Source organism: Verrucosispora sp. FIM060022 (assembly GCF_003977705.1).
Lineage (GTDB): Bacteria > Actinomycetota > Actinomycetes > Mycobacteriales > Micromonosporaceae > Micromonospora > Micromonospora gifhornensis.
In genome coordinates, this window is the sequence record NZ_RQIV01000002.1 from 519,150 (window position 1) to 537,422 (window position 18,273).

The 18,273-nt window shown below is 70.7% G+C and carries 17 protein-coding genes and 2 pseudogenes; 13 read left to right on the plus strand and 6 right to left on the minus strand.

The genetic code is table 11. The features are described from left to right. The first annotated feature begins 114 nt into the window (after nucleotides 1-114). Both EG812_RS08975 and EG812_RS08980 read left to right on the plus strand, forming a co-directional pair. Nucleotides 115-1,422 carry an MDR family MFS transporter gene (locus EG812_RS08975; RefSeq protein WP_126711305.1) on the plus strand — a complete coding sequence of 436 codons (1,308 nt, stop codon included), beginning with the start codon at nucleotides 115-117 and terminating at the stop codon, nucleotides 1,420-1,422. 69 nt (nucleotides 1,423-1,491) lie between these two features. Further along, complete coding sequence (locus EG812_RS08980) at nucleotides 1,492-2,793, plus strand: MFS transporter (protein ID WP_126711306.1); 1,302 nt, start codon at nucleotides 1,492-1,494, stop codon at nucleotides 2,791-2,793. A 469-nt stretch (nucleotides 2,794-3,262) separates the two neighbouring features. Here the strand turns inward: EG812_RS08980 and EG812_RS29555 are convergent. Continuing rightward, nucleotides 3,263-3,646, minus strand: a pseudogene (locus EG812_RS29555) (hypothetical protein); the annotation flags it as partial. Between EG812_RS29555 and EG812_RS29560 the strand changes: the two are divergent. Next, nucleotides 3,534-4,466 (plus strand): hypothetical protein, encoded by a 933-nt coding sequence (locus tag EG812_RS29560; protein WP_233579432.1) that lies wholly within the window; start codon nucleotides 3,534-3,536, stop codon nucleotides 4,464-4,466. The pseudogene EG812_RS29555 and the gene EG812_RS29560 sit on opposite strands and share 113 nt — an antisense overlap. Nucleotides 4,467-4,614: 148 nt before the next feature. On the opposite strand, the gene EG812_RS08990 is transcribed toward EG812_RS29560, so the two are convergent. Both EG812_RS08990 and mshA read right to left on the minus strand, forming a co-directional pair. Then, nucleotides 4,615-5,178 (minus strand): type III secretion system chaperone family protein, encoded by a 564-nt coding sequence (locus EG812_RS08990; protein ID WP_013736103.1) that lies wholly within the window; start codon nucleotides 5,176-5,178, stop codon nucleotides 4,615-4,617. Nucleotides 5,179-5,318: 140 nt separating this feature from the next. Further along, entirely contained in the window at nucleotides 5,319-6,665 is a 1,347-nt protein-coding gene (gene mshA / locus EG812_RS08995; RefSeq protein ID WP_126711307.1) for a D-inositol-3-phosphate glycosyltransferase, read from the minus strand. A gap of 184 nt (nucleotides 6,666-6,849) precedes the next feature. On the opposite strand from mshA, the gene EG812_RS09000 reads away from it, so the two are divergent. Together EG812_RS09000 and EG812_RS09005 are read left to right on the plus strand one after the other, a co-directional pair. After that, nucleotides 6,850-7,050, plus strand: a complete 201-nt coding sequence (locus EG812_RS09000) for a hypothetical protein (RefSeq protein WP_126711308.1) — start codon at nucleotides 6,850-6,852, stop codon at nucleotides 7,048-7,050. A gap of 11 nt (nucleotides 7,051-7,061) precedes the next feature. Beyond that, nucleotides 7,062-7,853: a class I SAM-dependent methyltransferase gene (locus tag EG812_RS09005; protein ID WP_126711309.1), complete on the plus strand. Its 792-nt coding sequence runs from the start codon at nucleotides 7,062-7,064 to the stop codon at nucleotides 7,851-7,853. A 76-nt stretch (nucleotides 7,854-7,929) separates the two neighbouring features. Here the strand turns inward: EG812_RS09005 and EG812_RS09010 are convergent, their stop codons facing one another. Then, on the minus strand, nucleotides 7,930-9,051 hold the full coding sequence (locus tag EG812_RS09010) for a UDP-N-acetylmuramate dehydrogenase (RefSeq protein ID WP_286047704.1): 1,122 nt from the start codon (nucleotides 9,049-9,051) through the stop codon (nucleotides 7,930-7,932). Between the two features lie 31 nt (nucleotides 9,052-9,082). Here EG812_RS09010 and EG812_RS09015 point away from each other — a divergent pair, with 31 nt between their 5' ends. The 7 genes from EG812_RS09015 (at nucleotide 9,083) to EG812_RS09045 (ending at nucleotide 16,321) form a co-directional block, all read left to right on the plus strand. Beyond that, on the plus strand, nucleotides 9,083-9,847 hold the full coding sequence (locus EG812_RS09015) for a maleylpyruvate isomerase family mycothiol-dependent enzyme (RefSeq protein WP_043722034.1): 765 nt from the start codon (nucleotides 9,083-9,085) through the stop codon (nucleotides 9,845-9,847). 216 nt (nucleotides 9,848-10,063) lie between these two features. Further along, nucleotides 10,064-11,371, plus strand: coding sequence for an ABC transporter substrate-binding protein (locus EG812_RS09020; protein WP_043722037.1), 1,308 nt, complete (start codon nucleotides 10,064-10,066; stop codon nucleotides 11,369-11,371). Between the two features lie 118 nt (nucleotides 11,372-11,489). Further along, the gene (locus tag EG812_RS09025; protein ID WP_013736110.1) at nucleotides 11,490-12,497 is read left to right on the plus strand and encodes a carbohydrate ABC transporter permease; all 1,008 of its coding nucleotides are present in this window, start codon (nucleotides 11,490-11,492) and stop codon (nucleotides 12,495-12,497) included. A 76-nt stretch (nucleotides 12,498-12,573) separates the two neighbouring features. Then, nucleotides 12,574-13,407: a carbohydrate ABC transporter permease gene (locus EG812_RS09030; protein WP_126711311.1), complete on the plus strand. Its 834-nt coding sequence runs from the start codon at nucleotides 12,574-12,576 to the stop codon at nucleotides 13,405-13,407. Next, the gene (locus EG812_RS09035) at nucleotides 13,404-14,777 is read left to right on the plus strand and encodes a GH1 family beta-glucosidase (RefSeq protein ID WP_013736112.1); all 1,374 of its coding nucleotides are present in this window, start codon (nucleotides 13,404-13,406) and stop codon (nucleotides 14,775-14,777) included. Before EG812_RS09030 ends, EG812_RS09035 begins: the two co-directional genes overlap by 4 nt. A gap of 19 nt (nucleotides 14,778-14,796) precedes the next feature. Further along, entirely contained in the window at nucleotides 14,797-15,804 is a 1,008-nt protein-coding gene (locus tag EG812_RS09040; RefSeq protein WP_013736113.1) for a LacI family DNA-binding transcriptional regulator, read from the plus strand. 106 nt (nucleotides 15,805-15,910) lie between these two features. Beyond that, nucleotides 15,911-16,321 carry a RidA family protein gene (locus EG812_RS09045; protein WP_126711312.1) on the plus strand — a complete coding sequence of 137 codons (411 nt, stop codon included), beginning with the start codon at nucleotides 15,911-15,913 and terminating at the stop codon, nucleotides 16,319-16,321. 10 nt (nucleotides 16,322-16,331) lie between these two features. Here the strand turns inward: EG812_RS09045 and EG812_RS29565 are convergent. Next, a pseudogene (locus EG812_RS29565) lies at nucleotides 16,332-16,412 on the minus strand (O-acetyl-ADP-ribose deacetylase); the annotation flags it as partial. Between the two features lie 3 nt (nucleotides 16,413-16,415). Next, nucleotides 16,416-17,192, minus strand: coding sequence for an EI24 domain-containing protein (locus EG812_RS09055; protein WP_013736115.1), 777 nt, complete (start codon nucleotides 17,190-17,192; stop codon nucleotides 16,416-16,418). Between the two features lie 164 nt (nucleotides 17,193-17,356). Here EG812_RS09055 and EG812_RS09060 point away from each other — a divergent pair, with 164 nt between their 5' ends. Then, entirely contained in the window at nucleotides 17,357-18,265 is a 909-nt protein-coding gene (locus EG812_RS09060) for an ABC transporter ATP-binding protein (protein WP_013736117.1), read from the plus strand. Nucleotides 18,266-18,273: the final 8 nt, after the last annotated feature.

The window sequence follows — 18,273 nt, forward strand, 5'->3', positions numbered from 1 at the left end:
GCGGGAAGGGTCGTGACGACCACCACGTGGAAAACCGGATGACCTTGCTCTCGGCGCACCACTAGGTTGTAAGGGTCGGCTAGATCATCACTCATTACGGACGGGGACGCCGGAGTGCACGCGATACGGGGCTGGTTCCGGGACACCACCGGCGGCCTACCCAGGACTTTCTGGTACCTCTGGACCGGCACGCTGATCAATCGGCTCGGCTCGTTCGTCCTCGTCTTCCTCGCCATCTATCTGACCCAGGAACGCGGATTCTCCGCCACCCAGGCCGGCATCGTGCTCGGCCTCTGGGGAGCCGGCGGCGCGGTCGGCACCACCGTCGGCGGCACCCTGACCGACCGGTGGGGGCGGCGGCCGACTCTGCTCGTCGCCCACCTGGGCGGCGCGGTGATGATGCTCGCGCTGGGCTTCGCCCACGAACTGTGGGCGGTCGGGCTGGGTGCCCTGCTGCTCGGCCTCTTCGCCGAGGCGGCCCGCCCCGCGTTCGGCGCGATGATGATCGACGTGGTGCCCGAACGGGATCGGCTGCGCGCCTTCTCGCTCAACTACTGGGCGGTCAACCTCGGCTTCGCCTGCGCCGCGGTGCTCGCCGGCTTCGCCGCCCAGGCCGGCTATCTCCTGCTCTTCGCGGTCAACGCGAGCACCACGCTGGTCACCGCCGTGATCATCTTCGTCAAGGTGAAGGAGACCCGGACGATCACGGTCAGTACGCGGGTCGGCGCGGCCGGCGTCGGCGCGCTCCGCACGATCCTGAACGACCGGGTCTACCTGGGGTTCGTGGCACTGAACCTGCTCGGCGCGCTGGTCTTCCTCCAGCACATCTCGATGCTGCCGATCGCGATGGCCGACTCCGGGCTGAGCCCCGCCACGTTCGGCTCGGTGATCGCCCTCAACGGCGTCCTCATCGTGATCGGTCAACTCTTCGTACCCCGGCTGATCCGGGGCCGCAGCCGGTCGCACGTACTCGCGCTGGCGGCGGTGGTGATGGGCGTCGGCTTCGGGCTTACCGCGTTCGCCGACGTGGCCTGGTTCTACGGGTTGACGGTGTTGATCTGGACGCTCGGCGAGATGCTCAACTCGCCGTCCAACGCCACCCTCATCGCCGAACTCTCGCCGAGTGAACTGCGCGGCCGCTACCAGGGGGTCTTCTCGCTGTCCTGGCAGTTGGCCGGTGCCGCCGCGCCGATCCTCGGCGGCCTGGTCCGGGAACAGGCCGGCAATGCCACGCTCTGGCTCGGCTGCGCCGTCATCGGACTGGTGATGGCGGTGGGTCATCTGCTCTCCGGGCCCGCCCGGGAGCGGCGGGCCCTCGCGCTGCGCACCACCGACGCCCCGCCCGTGGTCACGCCCCAGTCGACGGCACCCCAGCCGGCCGCGCCGAAGACGGCCGAGCCGGTTGCGACCACCGGCGGGTAGGCCGCAGAGGAGCCCGAACTCCGATCAGGCAAGATCTGTTAGGTAACCGAACAGATCCGGGGGGTCGGGGTGCGCGAGCGTCAGGTGGCCACAGCCGTACGCGGGTGGTTCGCCGACACGGCCGGCGGGCTGCCCGCCACCTTCTGGTACCTCTGGGTCGGGTTGCTGATCAACCGGGCCGGCGCGTTCGCGATGCTCTTCCTGTCGCTCTACCTGACCGCCGCCCGGGGTGCCAGCGAGTCGCTGGCCGGAGTGGTGGTCGGCGCATACGGCGCGGGCGGAGCGGCCGGGGTACTGCTCGGTGGGGTGCTGGCCGACCGGTGGGGACGACGCTCGACCCTGGTGGCAGCGCACCTGGTCACCGCCGCGCTGATGGTCGCGCTGGCGCTGAGTCAGCACCTGGGCGTGATCGCGGCGCTCGCCCTGCTGGTCGGCGTCACCCACTCGATGCCGAGCCCGGCCTTCGTCGCGGCGATCGTCGACGTGGTGCCCGAGGAACGCCGGTCCCGCGCGTTCAACCTCCAGTTCTGGGCGTTCAACCTGGGCATGGCGGTGGCCTCGCTGCTGGCCGGCCTGCTGGCCGAGGCGAGCTACGTCGCGCTCTTCCTGGTGGACGCCGCCGCCACCCTGGCCACCGCGGTGCTGATCGCCTGGAAGGTGCCGGAGACCCTACCCAGCCTGCGGGCGTACGGGCAGACGAAACCGGCTGCCGCCGGTCGCCGGCCCGGGCTGCACACCGCGCTGACCGACCGGCACTTCATGATCTTCGTCGGGCTGACCTTCGTGTTGGCCGTGCTGACCATGCAGGCGTCGACGATCATGCCGCTGGCGATGCGCGCGGACGGGCTCGGCCCGTCGGCGTACGGGACGGTGGTGGCCCTGGGCGGGGTGCTGATCGTGCTGGGGCAACTCTTCGTACCCCGGCTCATCGACCGGCGGCGCAAGGGGACCGTACTTGCCGTCTCCACCGCACTGCTCGCGGTCGGCTTCGGTGCCCTGGCCGTCGCCGACGACCTCGTCTTCTACCTCGGGGCCTGCGTGGTCTGGACGGTCGGCTCGATGCTGGCCGCACCCCCCAACGCGCAGATCAACGCGGACCTGGCCCCACCGGCTCTGCGGGCGCGCTACCAGTCGGTGTTCTACCTGGCCTTCCCGGCGGCGTCGTTCGTCGCGCCCACGCTCGGCGGGTTCAGCCTGCAATCGTGGGGCGACGGCCACTGGCTGGCCATGGGCGCTTTGGGCCTGTTGGCCGCCGGTGGCCATCTGCTCGCCGGGCCGCCCCGGGAGCGGCGGGTCGCCGCCCTGCGCCGCACCTCCGCGACCCCGGCCGCGGACGAGGCCGCTCGGGCCCCCCTCCCCGCACCCAACTGATCCCCCAGGCGGCTGATCAACACGGTTACGGCGCAATGGCGGTTACCGGATGCCCTGGTAACCGCCATTGCGGCGTAACGGCGATGGGCCGCGCGCGGACAAGACGATGTGCCCGGCACGTGGGCACCGGGCACATCGGTTCATCGCTACGACCGGCGGCGGCGGGCGGCACTCACCCCCGTAAGCGACGCCCGCTCGCGCCGCCGGTCCAAACAGGCGGGCACCGTCCCCCAACGGTGGATCCACCCGTCCCCCGACACCTCGCTTGGTGCACAGATCTGATCGATCCGCCGCTCCCCCGAACGGTTCCAAGCGTGGCGCGGTGCAATAACGCTAGTTCGCCCCATGGGACGGATTCAACCTGGTTGGCTGTCTCGCCCGTCACAGCGCGCCCGTGTCCCGTTGGGCTGCTTGATGGGGCTTCGTTCACGGCCAACAGCGCATACCCGACGGGGATTCCCGCAAACCCTCACGCATCCTCCCGATCCGGTGACTCCGTACGGAAGAAGTTGCTCTGCCGGCCGTCCCGCAGCTGTTCCTGGTAGATCAGGTTCAGCCGGCGCAGGTCGAAGGTGTGGAACCACTCGTCCCAGGTGATCTCGCGGATCCGGCTGCTCTCCCGGTATCCCGGGATGTTGAAGGTCAGCACCCCGGCCCGACCGTCCCGCTCGGTCCCGCTGATCGTCGCCGGCTTCGCGCCACGCTCCCGGGCCCACCGCTGGATCACGTCGTGGTTGGTGGTGACCAGGCTCCGCCCCGGGCGCTCCGGCCGGTCCTGCAACGACGAGATCATCTGCGACGACCGCGTCGAACGGGCCGTCGACCTCCCGGTCCGCACCCCGCCACCCGCTGCGGCCGTCTTCGCCGCACTACGGGAAGCGGGTGCAGCCTTCGCCGCACCGCGAGCGGGCGCCGTCTTCGCCGCGCCACGGGCGGGTGCCTGCCGGGTGGCCGCGCGCGTCGTCGTACCCGTCTTGGCGGTGCTGCCCGCCGCGGTCTTGCGGGGAGCCGCCTTCCTGGCCCCGGCCGCAGTCGTCCGCGCAGTCGATGTCGCCGTGCGGGCGGACGTGGTCGTGCGGGCTGGGGCGGTCTTGCGGGCGGACGTGGTCTTGCCGGCCGGCGCGGTCTTCGCGGCCGGCGCCGTCTTGCGAGGGGCCGCCTTCCTGGCCCCGGCGGTGGCCGTCCGCGCAGTCGCTGTCGTCTTGCGGGCCGTGCTGGCCTTGCGCGCCGCCGTCGTCTTACGGGCGGTACTGGCCTTGCGGGCGGTGCTCGCCGTGCGGGCCGTGCCGGCGTTACGGGCGGTGCCCGTCGACGCCGTCCGCGCCGGGCCGGTCCGTTTGGCGGGTGCGGCCTTCGCCCGTCCCGTGGCGGTACGAGCCGACGCCGACTGCTTCGTCGCGGTGGTCTTCGTGCTGCTGGCCCGGCCGGCCGGTCCGCTGCTGCCGCGCGCCGCCCCACCCGAACGCAGCGTACTGGCGAGCCTCTTCACCAGTTCCGGCTTGCGCAGGGCGGAGATGCCGGAGACCCCGTACCGACGCAACTGGCCACGGATGTCGTCCACCCGCATCCGGGAGATCTCCGACTCGGAGATCCGTGGCGTGTTCGGGGTCTGGTTGCTGGCCTGCCGCTTGGTCCTGGTCGCGGTCCCGCCGCGACCCGCGCTGTTTCGCTGAGCCATGGACGCTCACGCTCCTCGACACTGAAGTCTCGGCGCGCGGCGGGTCCCAAAGCCGCACCGCGCGGTGCGGCTTACCCCGTGACGGCGAGCTAAACCACATCGCGGTCAACGCGTTTGCCGGCTGCCGTGCCGCGGCCCCCCGATCAGGGCCGGCCCGCGCCACCCTCCGGGGCCGCGCCAGCGGCGGCTGCCGGGTTGTCGGCAGGGGTCTGCCCCGACTGCTCGAAGAGATGCGCGAAGGCCGCGAGGTTCGCGGTGGATTCGCCCCGCTTGACCCGCCACTCCCATTCCCGCCGGATCGAGCTGCCGAAGCCGATCTCCAGCATCGTGTCGAAGGACTCGTCGGCGTAGCTGAGCACCGCACCGAGGATGCGGTCCAACTCGTCGGCGTCCACTCCGGCGGGATTGACCCGACCGGTGAGGTAGATGTCGCCGACCGCGTCGATGGAGAAGGAGACGGCGTACATCCGCGCGTTGCGCTGCAACAGCCAGGCCCAGAGCTCCTCGCGGCGCTCGTCCGGCTGGCGCATCACGAACGCCTCGATCCGCAGCGCGTGCTCGCCCACGATCAGGTTGCAGATCGTCTTGAGCTTGTGCGTGCCGGGCAGGGTCACCGCGTACGCGCCGGGACCGGTCGGCTCGCAGGGCAGTTCCCGCTCGGCGCAGACCGACTCGATCAGAGCACCCAGGTCACTCATCGGCTCCACTCTACGGCCGCCCAACCTGCCGCTGCCCGGCGACGGGGCGGCGGGGCGGCGGGGCGGCGTCACGCGGGCGGGCGGGCGGGCGGGCGTTAACAAGGGGCCCTTCCTATGCACGAGGCGTTAAGAGGGTGCCCTTCCTTCCATCAGCAGGAGGCGGCGAGGGCGGAGGTGAGATGGGCTCGGTGGGCGGTGATCGCTTCGCCGTACACGGCGAGCAGACCCTCGGCCGTACGGTGCCAGGAGAAGTTGCGGGCGTGCCGGGCGGCGCCGAGCGACAGCTCCGCCCGACGGGACCGGTCGGGCAGCAGGCGGGCCAGGGTGTTCGCCCAGTCGACCGGGTCGTGTCCGCGCACCAGCATCCCGCTGACCTGGTCGCGTACCGCGGTCACCAGGCCGCCGACGGCGGCGGCCACCACCGGCGTACCGCAGGCCTGGGCCTCCAGGGCGACCAAGCCGAAGGATTCGTTGTACGACGGCACCGCGACCAGGTCGGCCGCCTGGTACAGCAGGGGCAGCTCGGCACCGGTACGCGGCGGCAGGAAGTGGATCCGATCGGCGACGCCGAGCGACGCGGCCAACTCGATCAGGGCGGTGGGGCGGTCGAGTCCGCTGCCGCTGGGGCCACCGCAGATCACCACGGAGACCTCCTCGGCCAGCGCCGGATCCCGCTCGCACAACGCGGCGATCGCGCGGATCAGCACGTCCGGGGCTTTCAACGGTTGGATCCGACCGACGAAGGCCACCAGGTAACCGGTGGTGGGCAGGCCCAGCCGGGCCCGCGCGGCACTTGTCGCGGCGTCGCGGTCACCGACCGGTGGACGGAAGCGGTCCAGGTCCACCCCGGGCTCGACCACCGCGACCCGGGCCGGGTCGGCGGCGTACCTGTCGATCAGGTCCTGCGCCTCGACCCGGGTGTTCGCCACCAGCCGGTCGGCCTCGGCGACGACCTGCTCCTCGCCGATCACCCGGGCTTTCGGTTCGGGCCGGTCACCGGCGGCGAGCTGCGCGTTCTTCACCTTGGCCAGGGTGTGCGCGGTGTGCACCAGCGGCACTCCCCAGCGGTCCTTGGCCAGCCAGCCGACCTGGCCGGAGAGCCAGTAGTGGGAGTGGATGAGGTCGTAGTGGCCCGGCGGGCGGGCCGCCTCGGCACGCAGTACGCCGGCGGTGAAGGCGCAGAGCTGGCCGGGCAGTTCCTCCTTGGTCAGCCCTTCCAACGGGCCGGCCATCACGTGCCGGACGTGCACCCCCGGGGCGACCTCCACCACCGGCGGCAGGTCACCCGAGGTGGCCCGGGTGAAGATCTCCACCTCGACGTCGGCCTCGGCCAACCGCCGGGCGACCTCCAGGATGTAGACGTTCATGCCGCCCGCGTCCCCGGTGCCGGGCTGGTGCAGGGGCGAGGTGTGCACTGAGAGCGTCGCGATCCGCCGGGGTCTCGGCCACGGCAGGGCACCTCGCTGACGACCGACGCCGGTGTGCAATTCCGCCACTTTTGCTCCCTATGCCAGGGTTGATGCCGTACTGCACGACCGACGTGCCTCTGCGTCAACCTCCGCGCCAGATGTCATCTTCCCGATCGGCGGCTGGTAATACGTCGCCCAGGGCGACGGGCGTGACCGACCTCATCACCGGGGAAGCTCCGACCCTCGGCGCGACAGGGGCGAGAATGGCCGGATGAGTCGTGTCGCCGTCGTCACCGGGGCATCCAGCGAAATCGGCGCCGGGACCGTCGCCGACTGCATCGCCTGGTACGCCACCCGGCCACCACACGTCAACGTGGACCGTCTCGTCGTACGCTCACTGGTGCAGGCCGCCCACATCGTTCAGCGGGTGAGCGGCACAGGTGCCGGTGACCGGTCACCAGCCGGAGCCTGAGGAAAACAGCCATGGCGGCGCGTACGCCCCGGCCGCTCGGAACCATCACCCGCGGCACCACCAACCCCAACCGGCTCCGACGGGTGGACAACTGGATCGTCGACACCTGCGGCGACGCGTTACGCGCCGCACCGGACCCACTCGTGGTGGACCTGGGATACGGCGCGAACCCGGTGACAGCGGTGGAACTGCGCGCCCGGCTGGCCGCCGGGGTACGCCCCGACGTACGGGTGGTCGGCCTGGAGATCGACCCGATCCGCGTCGCGGACGCCCAACCCGCCGCCGACCCACCCGGCCTCACCTTCGCCCGGGGCGGATTCGAACTCGCCGGCCTGCGCCCGGCCCTGGTACGCGCGTTCAACGTGCTACGCCAGTACGACGAGAGCGAGGTGGCCGCCGCCTGGGCCACCGTCACCAGCCGACTGGCACCCGGCGGACTGTTCGTCGAGGGCACCTGTGACGAACTGGGCCGCCTCGCCGGCTGGATCCTGCTCGACGCCACCGGCCCGCGCACGCTGACCCTGGCCGCCCGCCTGTCCACTCTGCAGACCCCGGCGGAGTTGGCCGAACGGCTACCCAAGGCGCTGATCCACCGCAACGTCCCCGGGGAACCCATCCACGACCTGATCCGCGCCCTGGACGACGCCTGGCACGCCGCCGCCGGCTACGCCCCGTACGGCCCCCGCCAGCGTTGGCTGCACACCGTGGCCGCCGTACGCGCCCAGGGCTGGCCCATCCTCCACCGCCCCCGCCGCTGGCGCCAAGGCGAACTGACCCTCCCCTGGCCCTCCCCCACCCCCTAACCCCCACCCCACCCCTTTTGATCAACGCGCAGAAGCGCGGGGTGGGCGGAGAAGCGCGGGGTGGGCGGTGGGTGGGTCAGAGGGTGCAGGTTATGAGGACGGGTTCGGGGTGGAGGGTTACCGCGAAGCGGGCGTGGACGCCGTCGCGGATTTCGCGGGCCAGGGTGAGGAGGGCCTCGGTGGTGGCGGTGCCGGTCTGGTTGGTGAGGGCGAGGGTGTGCTTGCTGGAGATGGCGACGCCCTCGGGGCCGGCGTAGCCCTTGCCGAAGCCGGCCTTGTCGATCAGCCAGGCGGCGCTGACCTTGACCAGGTCGCCCGCGCCCGGCCAGGCGGGCGGCTCACCGATGTCGGCGGCGCGCTGCCGCAGCTCCTCGTACTCGGCGGCATCGAGGACGGGGTTGGTGAAGAAGGAACCGACCGAACGGGTGTCGGGGTCGGCGGCGTCCAGCACCATGCCCTTGCCCGCGCGAAGTTCCAGCACGGTGGCGCGGGCGTGGGCGAGCGGCACCCGGTCACCGACCTCGACGCCGAGCGCGCGGGCCAGTTCCGCGTACCGGACCGGGCCGGACAGCGGCGAGCGGGCCAGCCGGAAGTCGACAGCGAGCACCACCCAGCGCTCGCTGTACTTGAAGATGCTGGCCCGGTAGGCGAAGCCGCAGTCGGCGGCGTCCAGCTGGGTGATCGTCCCGGCGGTACGGTCGTACACCTGCACGCCGACGATGGTCTCGGCGACCTCCTGGCCGTACGCGCCGACGTTCTGGATCGGGGTGGCGCCGGTGGAGCCGGGGATGCCGGACAGGCATTCCAGGCCGGACCAGCCGTTGCGCACCGTGGCGGCGACCAGGTCGTCCCACGGCTCGCCGGCCTCGACGCGGATGGTGACGGTCTGCTCGTCCTCGGTCAGCACCCGCAGACCTCGGGAGCGGACCAGGATCACCGTGCCCGGGAACCCGGCGTCGCCGATCACCACGTTGCTGCCCCCGGCGAGCAGAAGCGCATGTTCACCCGCCTGGCGTACGTGAGCGACAATCTCCTCGGCGGTGGTTGCGGTGACGATCCGCCGGGCGGGTCCGCCTAGGCGCAATGTGGTGTATTGCGACAGTTCGCCGGAAATGACGGGTTGGGCGGCGGCTGTCGGCTGGGCGTAGACGTCAGGCACATCTTTCACCCTAGGCTGAGAGGTAGCCGTGGCACCCATTGGTGGCCCGGTCACCCCCGGGAGGATGGCGATGAGCAGAATGCACGGCAGCAAGGACTTCTGGATCGGTGCACTCCGCGCGGAGGGCCCGGCGTTCGCCGCCGCGGTCGCCGACGCCCCGCCCGAGACACCCGTGCTGTCCTGCCCCGGCTGGACGGTGACCGACCTGGCCCTGCACCTCACCGGCATCTACCAGTGGGTACGCGACGTCGCCGGGTCAGGCCGGGCCACCGCGCCGGAGCAACGCCGGTCGCAGCGTCCCGAACTCCTGCCGGGGCTCACCGCCGCGCAGCAGTGGCAGCAGGCGTACGACGACCTGATGGTCCTCTTCGACACCCTGGACCCGGAGGCCCCGGCCTGGAACTGGGCCCCGCAGCCGAAGAAGGCCGGCTTCTGGCCCCGCCGGATGGCGCACGAGACCGCCCTGCACCGCTGGGACGCCCAGCTCGCCATCGCCGCCGGCGAACCGATCGAGGCCAAGCTCGCGGCCGACGGGGTGAGCGAGGTGCTCGACACCTGGCTGCCGGCCGGCCGCCGGGCGGCCAGCGGTCAGTGGCGCGGGGTGGTTCGACTCAGCGCGACCGACGCGGCGCAGGAGTGGTACCTGCGGCTGCGCGGTGAGGGGGTGGCGCTGCTGGACACCGGCACCATCCTCGACCACGACGAGCACCACGCCCGGGTGCACGTCAGCGGCACGGCGAGCGACCTGCTGCTGGCGCTCTGGGGCCGGGTCAGCTTCGACACCCTGTCCGTGGCCGGCGACCCCACCCTCCTCGACGGGGTACGCACCGGCTGATTGATTGACACCGTTACGACGGCATGGCGGTTACCGGACACCCTGGTAGCCGCCATTCCGCTGTAACGGTGACCTCGCACCGATTGGCCGTGGCCATTCTGTGACCCAGCCGAGAGAGCGCTCTCTTGACACCGCCCCGGCGAGGGACGCAGGCTACGTGAGAGCGCTCTCAGACTCATCCACCACCACTCACCCACCTGAGAGGGGTCACAGACCATGGCCACTTTTCCCCGCCATCGCCTTGCGGCGGTCGCCTTGGCAACCGTTGGTGCGCTACTCGCCACCAGCGGCTGCGCCGGCGACGAGGACGCCGCGGGCGACGGCAAGATAACGCTCACCGTCGACGTCTTCGGACAGCTCGGCTACGAACAGCTCTACCAGGAGTACATGGACGCCAACCCCAACGTGAAGATCGTCGAGCGGGGCACCGGCGGCAACCTCGACGAGTACTCGCCGAAGCTGACCCAGTGGCTCGCCGCGGGCAAGGGCGCCGGTGACGTCGTCGCCATCGAAGAAGGCCTGATGGTCGAGTACAAGGCCAACCCGGACAACTTCGTCAACCTGCTCGACCACGGCGCCGCCGAGCTCAAGGGCAACTTCCTGGAGTGGAAGTGGAACCAGGGGCTGACCGCCGACGGGCAGAAGCTGATCGGGCTCGGCACCGACGTGGGTGGCATGGCGATGTGCTACCGCACGGACCTGTTCGCCAAGGCGGGGCTGCCCACCGAGCGCGACGAGGTCTCCAAGCTCTGGCCGACCTGGGAGGACTACATCGCGGTCGGCGAACGCTTCAAGGCGGCCGACACCGGTGCGTCGTTCCTGGACGCGGCGACCAACACGTTCAACACCATCGTGTTGCAGACCGCCGGCAAGGCGCAGGGCTACCACTACTACGACACCAGCAACAACCTGGTGGTGGACAGCAACCCGGCGGTCAAGCAGGCCTGGGACACCACCATGAAGATCATCGGTGCCGGCCTGTCCGGCAAGTACGGCTCCTGGTCGGAGGAGTGGGTCTCGGCCTTCAAGCAGGCCAAGTTCGCCACCATCGCCTGCCCGGCGTGGATGACCGGGGTGATCGAGGGCAACGCCGGCGCGGAGGCCAGCGGCAAGTGGGACATCGCCCGGGTGCCCGGCGACGGCGGCAACTGGGGCGGCTCGCACCTGGCCGTGCCGGCACAGAGCAAGAACAAGGAAGAGGCCATCAAGCTGGTCAAGTTCCTGACCAGCCCGCAGGGTCAGATCGGTGCCTTCAAGGCCAAGGGCCCGCTGCCGTCCTCGCCGCAGGCGCTTGACGACCCGGCGATCGCCGATGCCAAGAACGCGTACTTCTCCGGTGCGCCGATCGGAACGATCTTCGCCGAGGGCGCGAAGACGCTGAAGCCGGTCTACATGGGCCCGAAGAACCAGGCGGTACGCACCGAGGTGGAGAACGCCGTCCGCACCGTCGAGCTGGGACAGCGTACGCCCGAGCAGGGCTGGCAGGACGCCGTCAACAACGCCAAGAAGGCCGCCGCCAAGTAACCGGCCCGACGGCCTCCACCCCCGCCGCCGATCCAGGACCGCCACGCTCGCCGGGCGCGCGTGGCCACCGGCCGGAGGATCGGCGCGGGGCGGGGGCGTGGAAAGGAGTCAACGGGTCATGGCGTTGCAGCTCGACGCGCGAGGGCCGACCGCGCCGGCACCGGGCCGGTCCCGGCTGTTGCGGGCCGGCCGGCTCAGCCGGATCGACGCGAAGTACTCGCCCTACCTCTACATCGCCCCGTTCTTCGTGATCTTCGCGATCTTCGGGGCCTGGCCGCTGGCGTACACCTTCTGGGTTTCGCTGCACGACTGGGACCTGCTGGGCAGCAATCCCACATTCATCGGCGCGGACAACTACACCCGGCTGTTGGCCGACGGCGACTTCTGGCACTCGGTGGTCAACACCCTCGGCATCTTCGTCCTCAGTACCGTGCCGCAGCTGCTGCTGGCGCTCTGGCTGGCCAACCTGCTCAACCGGCAGCTGCGGATGCGTACCGGCTGGCGGATGGCGGTGCTGGTGCCCAACGTGACCTCCACGGCCGCCGTGGCGATCGTCTTCGGGGTGCTGTTCGGTCGCGAGTTCGGCATGATCAACTGGCTGCTCGACCTGGTCGGCATCGACGGGATCGAGTGGAAGTCCAACCGGTTCGCCTCCTGGGTGGCCATCTCCACGATGGTCGACTGGCGGTGGACCGGTTACAACGCCCTGATCTTCCTGGCCGCCATGCAGGCCATCCCCCGCGACCTGTACGAGGCCGCGGCGATCGACGGCGCGAACCGGGCCCGGCAGTTCTGGTCGGTCACCGTGCCGCTGCTCAAGCCGACGATCATCTTCTGCGTCATCATCTCCACCATCGGCGGGCTGCAACTGTTCACCGAGCCCCGGCTGTTCCACTCCGGCACCAACGCGATCCGGGGCGGGCCGCTGCGCGAGTCGCAGACGATGACCATGTACATGTTCGAGAACGCCTTCGCGCCGTACTACAACTTCGGCTACGGCTCGGCGGTGGCCTGGCTGCTGTTCGCCCTGATCGCCATCGTCGCCGCGATCAACGTACTGATCATCCGCCGGCTCGGTTCCTCCGCCCGACCGCCGGAGGGCAACCGAAAGGGAGGGTTCCGATGAGCGAGCGCAGCGAGCGAATCATTCGGCTCAGTGCGGTGGAGCCTCGTCGCGGTGCCGAGCGAAGCGAGGTGGCGCGATGAGCAAGCTGTGGCGGGCCAGCCCGCTCACGTACTTCGCGTTGGTCGCCGCCGGGGTCCTGTCGGTCTTCCCGATCTACTGGATGTTCGTGGTGGCCAGCCGCTCCAGCGACGCGATGGGGCAACTGCCGCCGCCGGTCACGCCGGGCGGCAACCTGGGCGCGAACATCTCCCGGCTGTTCGCCAACACCGACGCGTACTTCCTGACCGGTCTGATCAACTCGGCGATCGTGGCGATCACGGTCACCATCTCGGTGGTGTTCTTCTCCTCGCTGGCCGGGTTCGCCTTCGCCAAGCTGCGCTTCCGGGGCAGCAACGCGCTGCTGATGATCATCATCGCGACGATGATGGTGCCCACCCAGCTCGGCATCATCCCGCTGTACATGCTGATGACGAAGCTGAACCTCAACGACCGGCTGCCCGCGGTGATCCTGCCCGCCCTGGTCACCGGCTTCGGTGTGTTCATGATGCGGCAGTACGCCGGACAGGCGATCAGCACCGAGCTGATCGAGGCGGCGCGGGTGGACGGCTGCGGCACCGCACGGATCTACTGGAACGTGGTGCTGCCCGCGTTGCGGCCGGCCATCGCGGTGCTCGGGCTGCTCACGTTCATGACCACCTGGAACGATTTCCTGTGGCCGTACGCGGTGCTCAACGATCCGGAGAATCCCACCGTGCAGTTGTCCCTGCGGGCCCTGTCCGACGGCTACTACCAGGACATGTCCCAGGTGTTCACCGGTACGGCAATCGCCACGCTGCCGCTGCTGCTGGTGTTCGTACTGTTCGGACGCCAGATCATCGGCGGAATCATGGAAGGTGCGGTCAAATCGTGAGTGGAATCCGGTTCCCGGAGAATTTCCTGTGGGGAGCGGCGACGGCCGCCTATCAGATCGAGGGGGCGGCCCGCGACGACGGGCGCGGGGAGTCGATCTGGGACACCTTCAGTCGCACACCGGGAAAGGTGTACGCCGGACACACCGGTGACGTCGCCTGCGACCACTACCACCGGTACGCCGACGACGTGGCGATGATGGCCGAGCTGGGCCTGCAGGCGTACCGTTTCTCGGTTTCCTGGCCCCGGATCCAGCCCGACGGCAGCGGCCCGGTCAACCCGCGCGGCCTGGACTTCTACGACCGGCTGACCGACGCGCTGCTGGGTCGGGGCATCGACCCGATCGTCACCCTCTACCACTGGGACCTGCCGCAGACGTTGCAGGACCGGGGTGGTTGGACGGCGCGGGAGACCGCCGAGCACTTCGCCACCTACGCCGCCGCCGTGTACGCCCGACTCGGTGACCGCATCGACACCTGGACCACGCTCAACGAGCCCTGGTGCTCCGCGTACCTCGGCTACGGCAACGGCGTGCACGCCCCCGGGGTGCAGGACCCGGGCGCCGCCTTCAGCGCCGTACACCATCTGTTGCTGGCGCACGGCCTGGCCACGCAGGCGCTGCGCGCGGGCGGTGCCGAGCGCGTCGGCATCACCCTCAACCCGGCCGACGTACGCCCCGCCGACGCGGACAGCGCCGCCGACGCCGACGCGGTACGCCTGGTCGACGGCCTGCACAACCGGATCTTCCTGGATCCGCTGCTGGTCGGCGGCTACCCCGACGACGTGCGTGAGCACGTGGCCCGGATCGTCGAGCCGGTGTTCGTCGTCGACGGCGACGAGAAGATCATCGCGGCGCCGATCGACCTGCTCGGGATCAACTACTACGCGCCGACCTACGTCGCCGGGCGACCGGACGGCGCGGGTGGCGGCGGCGCGTACCCGGGCACCGCCGCAGCCGTGGAGTTCCTGCCGCCGGTCGGTCCGCTGACCGACATGGGCTGGATGATCGAACCGGCGGGGCTGACCCGGCTGCTGGAACGCATCGCCACCGACTATCCGCCGGTGCCCCTGATGGTCACCGAGAACGGCGCGGCGTTTCCGGACAAGAGCAGCTCGGACGGGACCAGCCCGGTACGCGACGACGACCGGATCGCGTACCTGGACGGACACCTGCGTGCCGCGCACGAGGCCATCGCCCGGGGCGTCGACCTGCGCGGCTATCTCGTATGGTCATTGCTGGACAACTTCGAGTGGGCCGAGGGGTACCGCAAGCGGTTCGGCATCGTGCACGTCGACTACCTCACCCAGCGGCGTACACCGAAGTCCAGCGCCCGGTGGTACCAGGAGGTGATCTCCCGGAACGGACTGTGACAAGGCGGTGGTTTCTCCGATGACGGGCGCGCAACGGCCCACTCTGGAAGCGGTGGCGCGGCGGGCCGGGGTGTCCCGGGCCACCGTCTCCCGGGTGGTGAACGGTTCCACCACGGTCGCCGAGCCGATCCGGGAGGCGGTCCGCCAGGCGGTGGCCGAGTTGGGGTACGTGCCGAACCTCGCCGCCCGCTCCCTCGTCACCCAGCGGACCGACTCGATCGCCCTGGTGATGCCCGAGGAGGCGACCCGCGTCTTCTCCGACGACCAGGTCTTCCCCGGCATCATCCGGGGCGCCGCGCAGGAGTTGGAGGCCGCCGACAAGCAGCTGGTGCTGATGCTCGCCGGCTCACCGGCCGGGCACGAACGGGTCGAGCGGTACACCACCGGGCGGCACGTCGACGGTGTGCTGTTCGCCTCGCTGCACGGTGCCGACCCGCTGCCCGCCAAGCTCGCCGCGCTGGGCATCCCGGTGGTGTGCAGCGGCCGACCCCTCGACGGCGCGAACGTGCCGTACGTCGACGTCGACCAGGTCGCCGGGGTGACCAAGGCGGTACGACACCTGATCGACACCGGTCGGCGACGCATCGCCACCATCGCCGGGCCGCAGGACATGGTCGCCGGCATCGAACGGCTGGCCGGCTACCGGGACACGGTGGCCGCCGCCGGGCTGCCGCAGATGGTGGCGGTCGGCGACTTCACCCGGGAGTCCGGTGCGGCGGCGATGCGGGAACTGCTCACCGCCCACCCCGACCTGGACGCCGTCTTCGCCGCCTCCGACCTGATGGCGCACGCCGCCCTGCGTACCCTGCGCGAGGCGGGACGGCGGGTGCCGGAGGACGTCGCCGTGATCGGCTTCGACGACATCGAGACCGCCGCGTACACCGAACCGCCGCTGACCACCGTGCGGCAGCCGATCGTGGAACTCGGCCGACAGGGCACTCGTCTGCTGCTGCGCCTCGCGGCCGGCGAGGAGGTCGAGCCCGCCCTCATCCTCCCCACCGAACTCATCCTCCGCGACTCCGCCTGAGTTGTAAGGAAGGGCACCTTGTTAACGCCTCAGGTAGAGCAAGGGCCCCTTGTTAACAACCCTTATCGCGTGGCACCCGGCTCGGCGGGCGGCTAGCCTGCCCCGCATGTCCCACCCGGTTCGCCTGCTGCCCGTGCCCGCACTCGCCGACGTCGCCCCGTACGCCTATCTGGCCACCGTGGAACCCGGCACCCGCCTGGTCTTCACCGCGGGCGCCTGCCCGCTCGACGCCGAGGGCCGCACCGTCGCCCCCGGCGACCACGCGGCCCAGGCCCGGCAGGTGATGGCCAACCTGGAGACCGCCCTGGCCGCCGCCGGCGCCACCCTGTCCGACGTCGTCAAGAGCACCGTGTACGTGGCCTCCACCCGCCAGGAGGACCTGGTCACGGTATGGGAGGTGGTACGGGCGGCCTTCGGTGACCACGACGCCCCCAGCACCCTGCTCGGGGTGACCGTGCTCGGCTACCGCGACCAACTCGTCGAGGTCGAGGCGATCGCCGCCGTCCCCGCCTCCTGAGCCTGCCCTCACCGTCCACTCCACCGCCGCCGAGCAGTGACGAGTTGGCGGCGTTGACCACCGCGTACACCTGTTCGGTGGTGATGTCCACGGGTCAGTCCTCCGTGACGGGCTGGCCGAGGGTGCGGCGGGCGAGCAGGGTGGCACCGGCGATCGCGGCCGGCATGAGCAGTACCGCCCCGAGCGGGATCAGGAAGCAGACGAAGACCGCCATCCCGAAGCCGAGCGCGGTCGGACGGTCGACCTTCAGCGCTGCCCGGCGCTCCCGCAGCCCCTTGCCGCGCCGGTAGAAGGGCGCGCCGACCAGTTCCACGGCGAGCAGCCAACCGCCGACAGCGGCACCGATCACCGGTACCACCGTCTGGCCGAGCAGCGGAATGAACCCGGCCGCGAACAGTGGGATGCCGAACAGCGCCGCCAGGGCGACCAGCCGGATCGAGTCGACGGCGCTGCGCCGCAGGGACGCCCAGAACGGTACCTCGACCGCGTCGGGCGCGCCGCCGTACCGCTGTTCCACCCGCTCGGAGATCTTCTCGTAGAACGGATCGCCGATGACCAGGGTGACGGCGGTGAAGGTGAGCACGGCGAGCAGGCCACCGAGGCCGAGGATGGCCAGGCCGGCGATCACCCGGACCACTCTGCGGGTCGCCGTCGACCAGTCGTCGGCGAAGGGGGTCACCGCCGTGGCCAGGTCGCCGACGAAGACGACCAGGATGGCGTACGCGGTCAGGAACAGCACGCCGGAGATCAGCGCCGGCACCACGCCGAGCAGCATCAGACCGGGATTGCGTACGTACAGCCCGATGCCACGCAGCAGGAACCCGGCACCGTCGGCGAACCGCCGCGCGGTGCTCGTGGCGGTGCCGGACATCTCGGAAACGTTCACGCCGCTGAGCCTAGTCACCGGTCGGCACATCAACCGATCGACGGATCGTTCGGGTCAACCGGAGCCGAACGAGATCATCTACAGCTGGTCGATCCCACACCGGCCCGCCGCCGCGACGCTGTACGGGTAACCGAGCGAAGGGCGATGCGATGCCGGTGATCGAGGTGTCCCACCTGCACAAGCGGTACGGCGAGACGGTGGCGGTGCAGGACGTGTCGTTCGACGTCGCGGCGGGCGAGATCTTCGGCGTCCTCGGCCCGAACGGTGCGGGCAAGACCACCACCGTGGAGTGTGTCGCCGGGTTGCGCGTCCCCGACGGGGGCGAGGTGTCCGTCCTCGGGCTGGACCCTCGCCGGGACGCCACCCGGCTGCGACAACTGGTGGGGGTGCAGCTACAGGAGAGCCGGTTGCCGGATCGGCTCCGGGTCGCCGAGGCGCTGGACCTGTACGCCTCGTTCTACCGCGACCCGGCGGACCCGGCCCAGCTCATCGACGAGTTGGGGCTCGGCGAGAAGCGCAACACCCCGTACGACAAGCTCTCCGGCGGCCAGAAGCAACGGCTCTCCATCGCGCTGGCGCTGGTCGGCAACCCGAGGATCGCCATCCTGGACGAGTTGACCACCGGGCTGGATCCGCAGGCCCGCCGCGACACCTGGAACCTGATCGAGCGGGTCCGGGATCGCGGCGTGACCATCGTGCTGGTCACCCACTTCATGGAGGAGGCCGAGCGGCTCTGCGACCGGCTTGCCGTGATCGACAAGGGGCGGGTGGTGGCGTTGGACAGCCCGGCCGGGCTGGTCTCGGCCGTGGTACCCGAGCAACGAATCCGGTTCCGCCCGTCCACCCCGCTCGACGATCACCTGCTCACCGGGTTGTCGCAGGTGACCTCGGTGACCCGCAGCGGCGCCCAGGTGGTGGTGACCGGCACCGGTGACGTGCTGCACGCGGTCACCTCCGTCCTCGCCCGTAACCAGATCATCGCCGCCGACCTGCGGCTGGAGCAGGCCACGTTGGACGACGCGTTCGTCGAACTGACCGGGCGCCGGCTCACCGACTGAGGGGAACG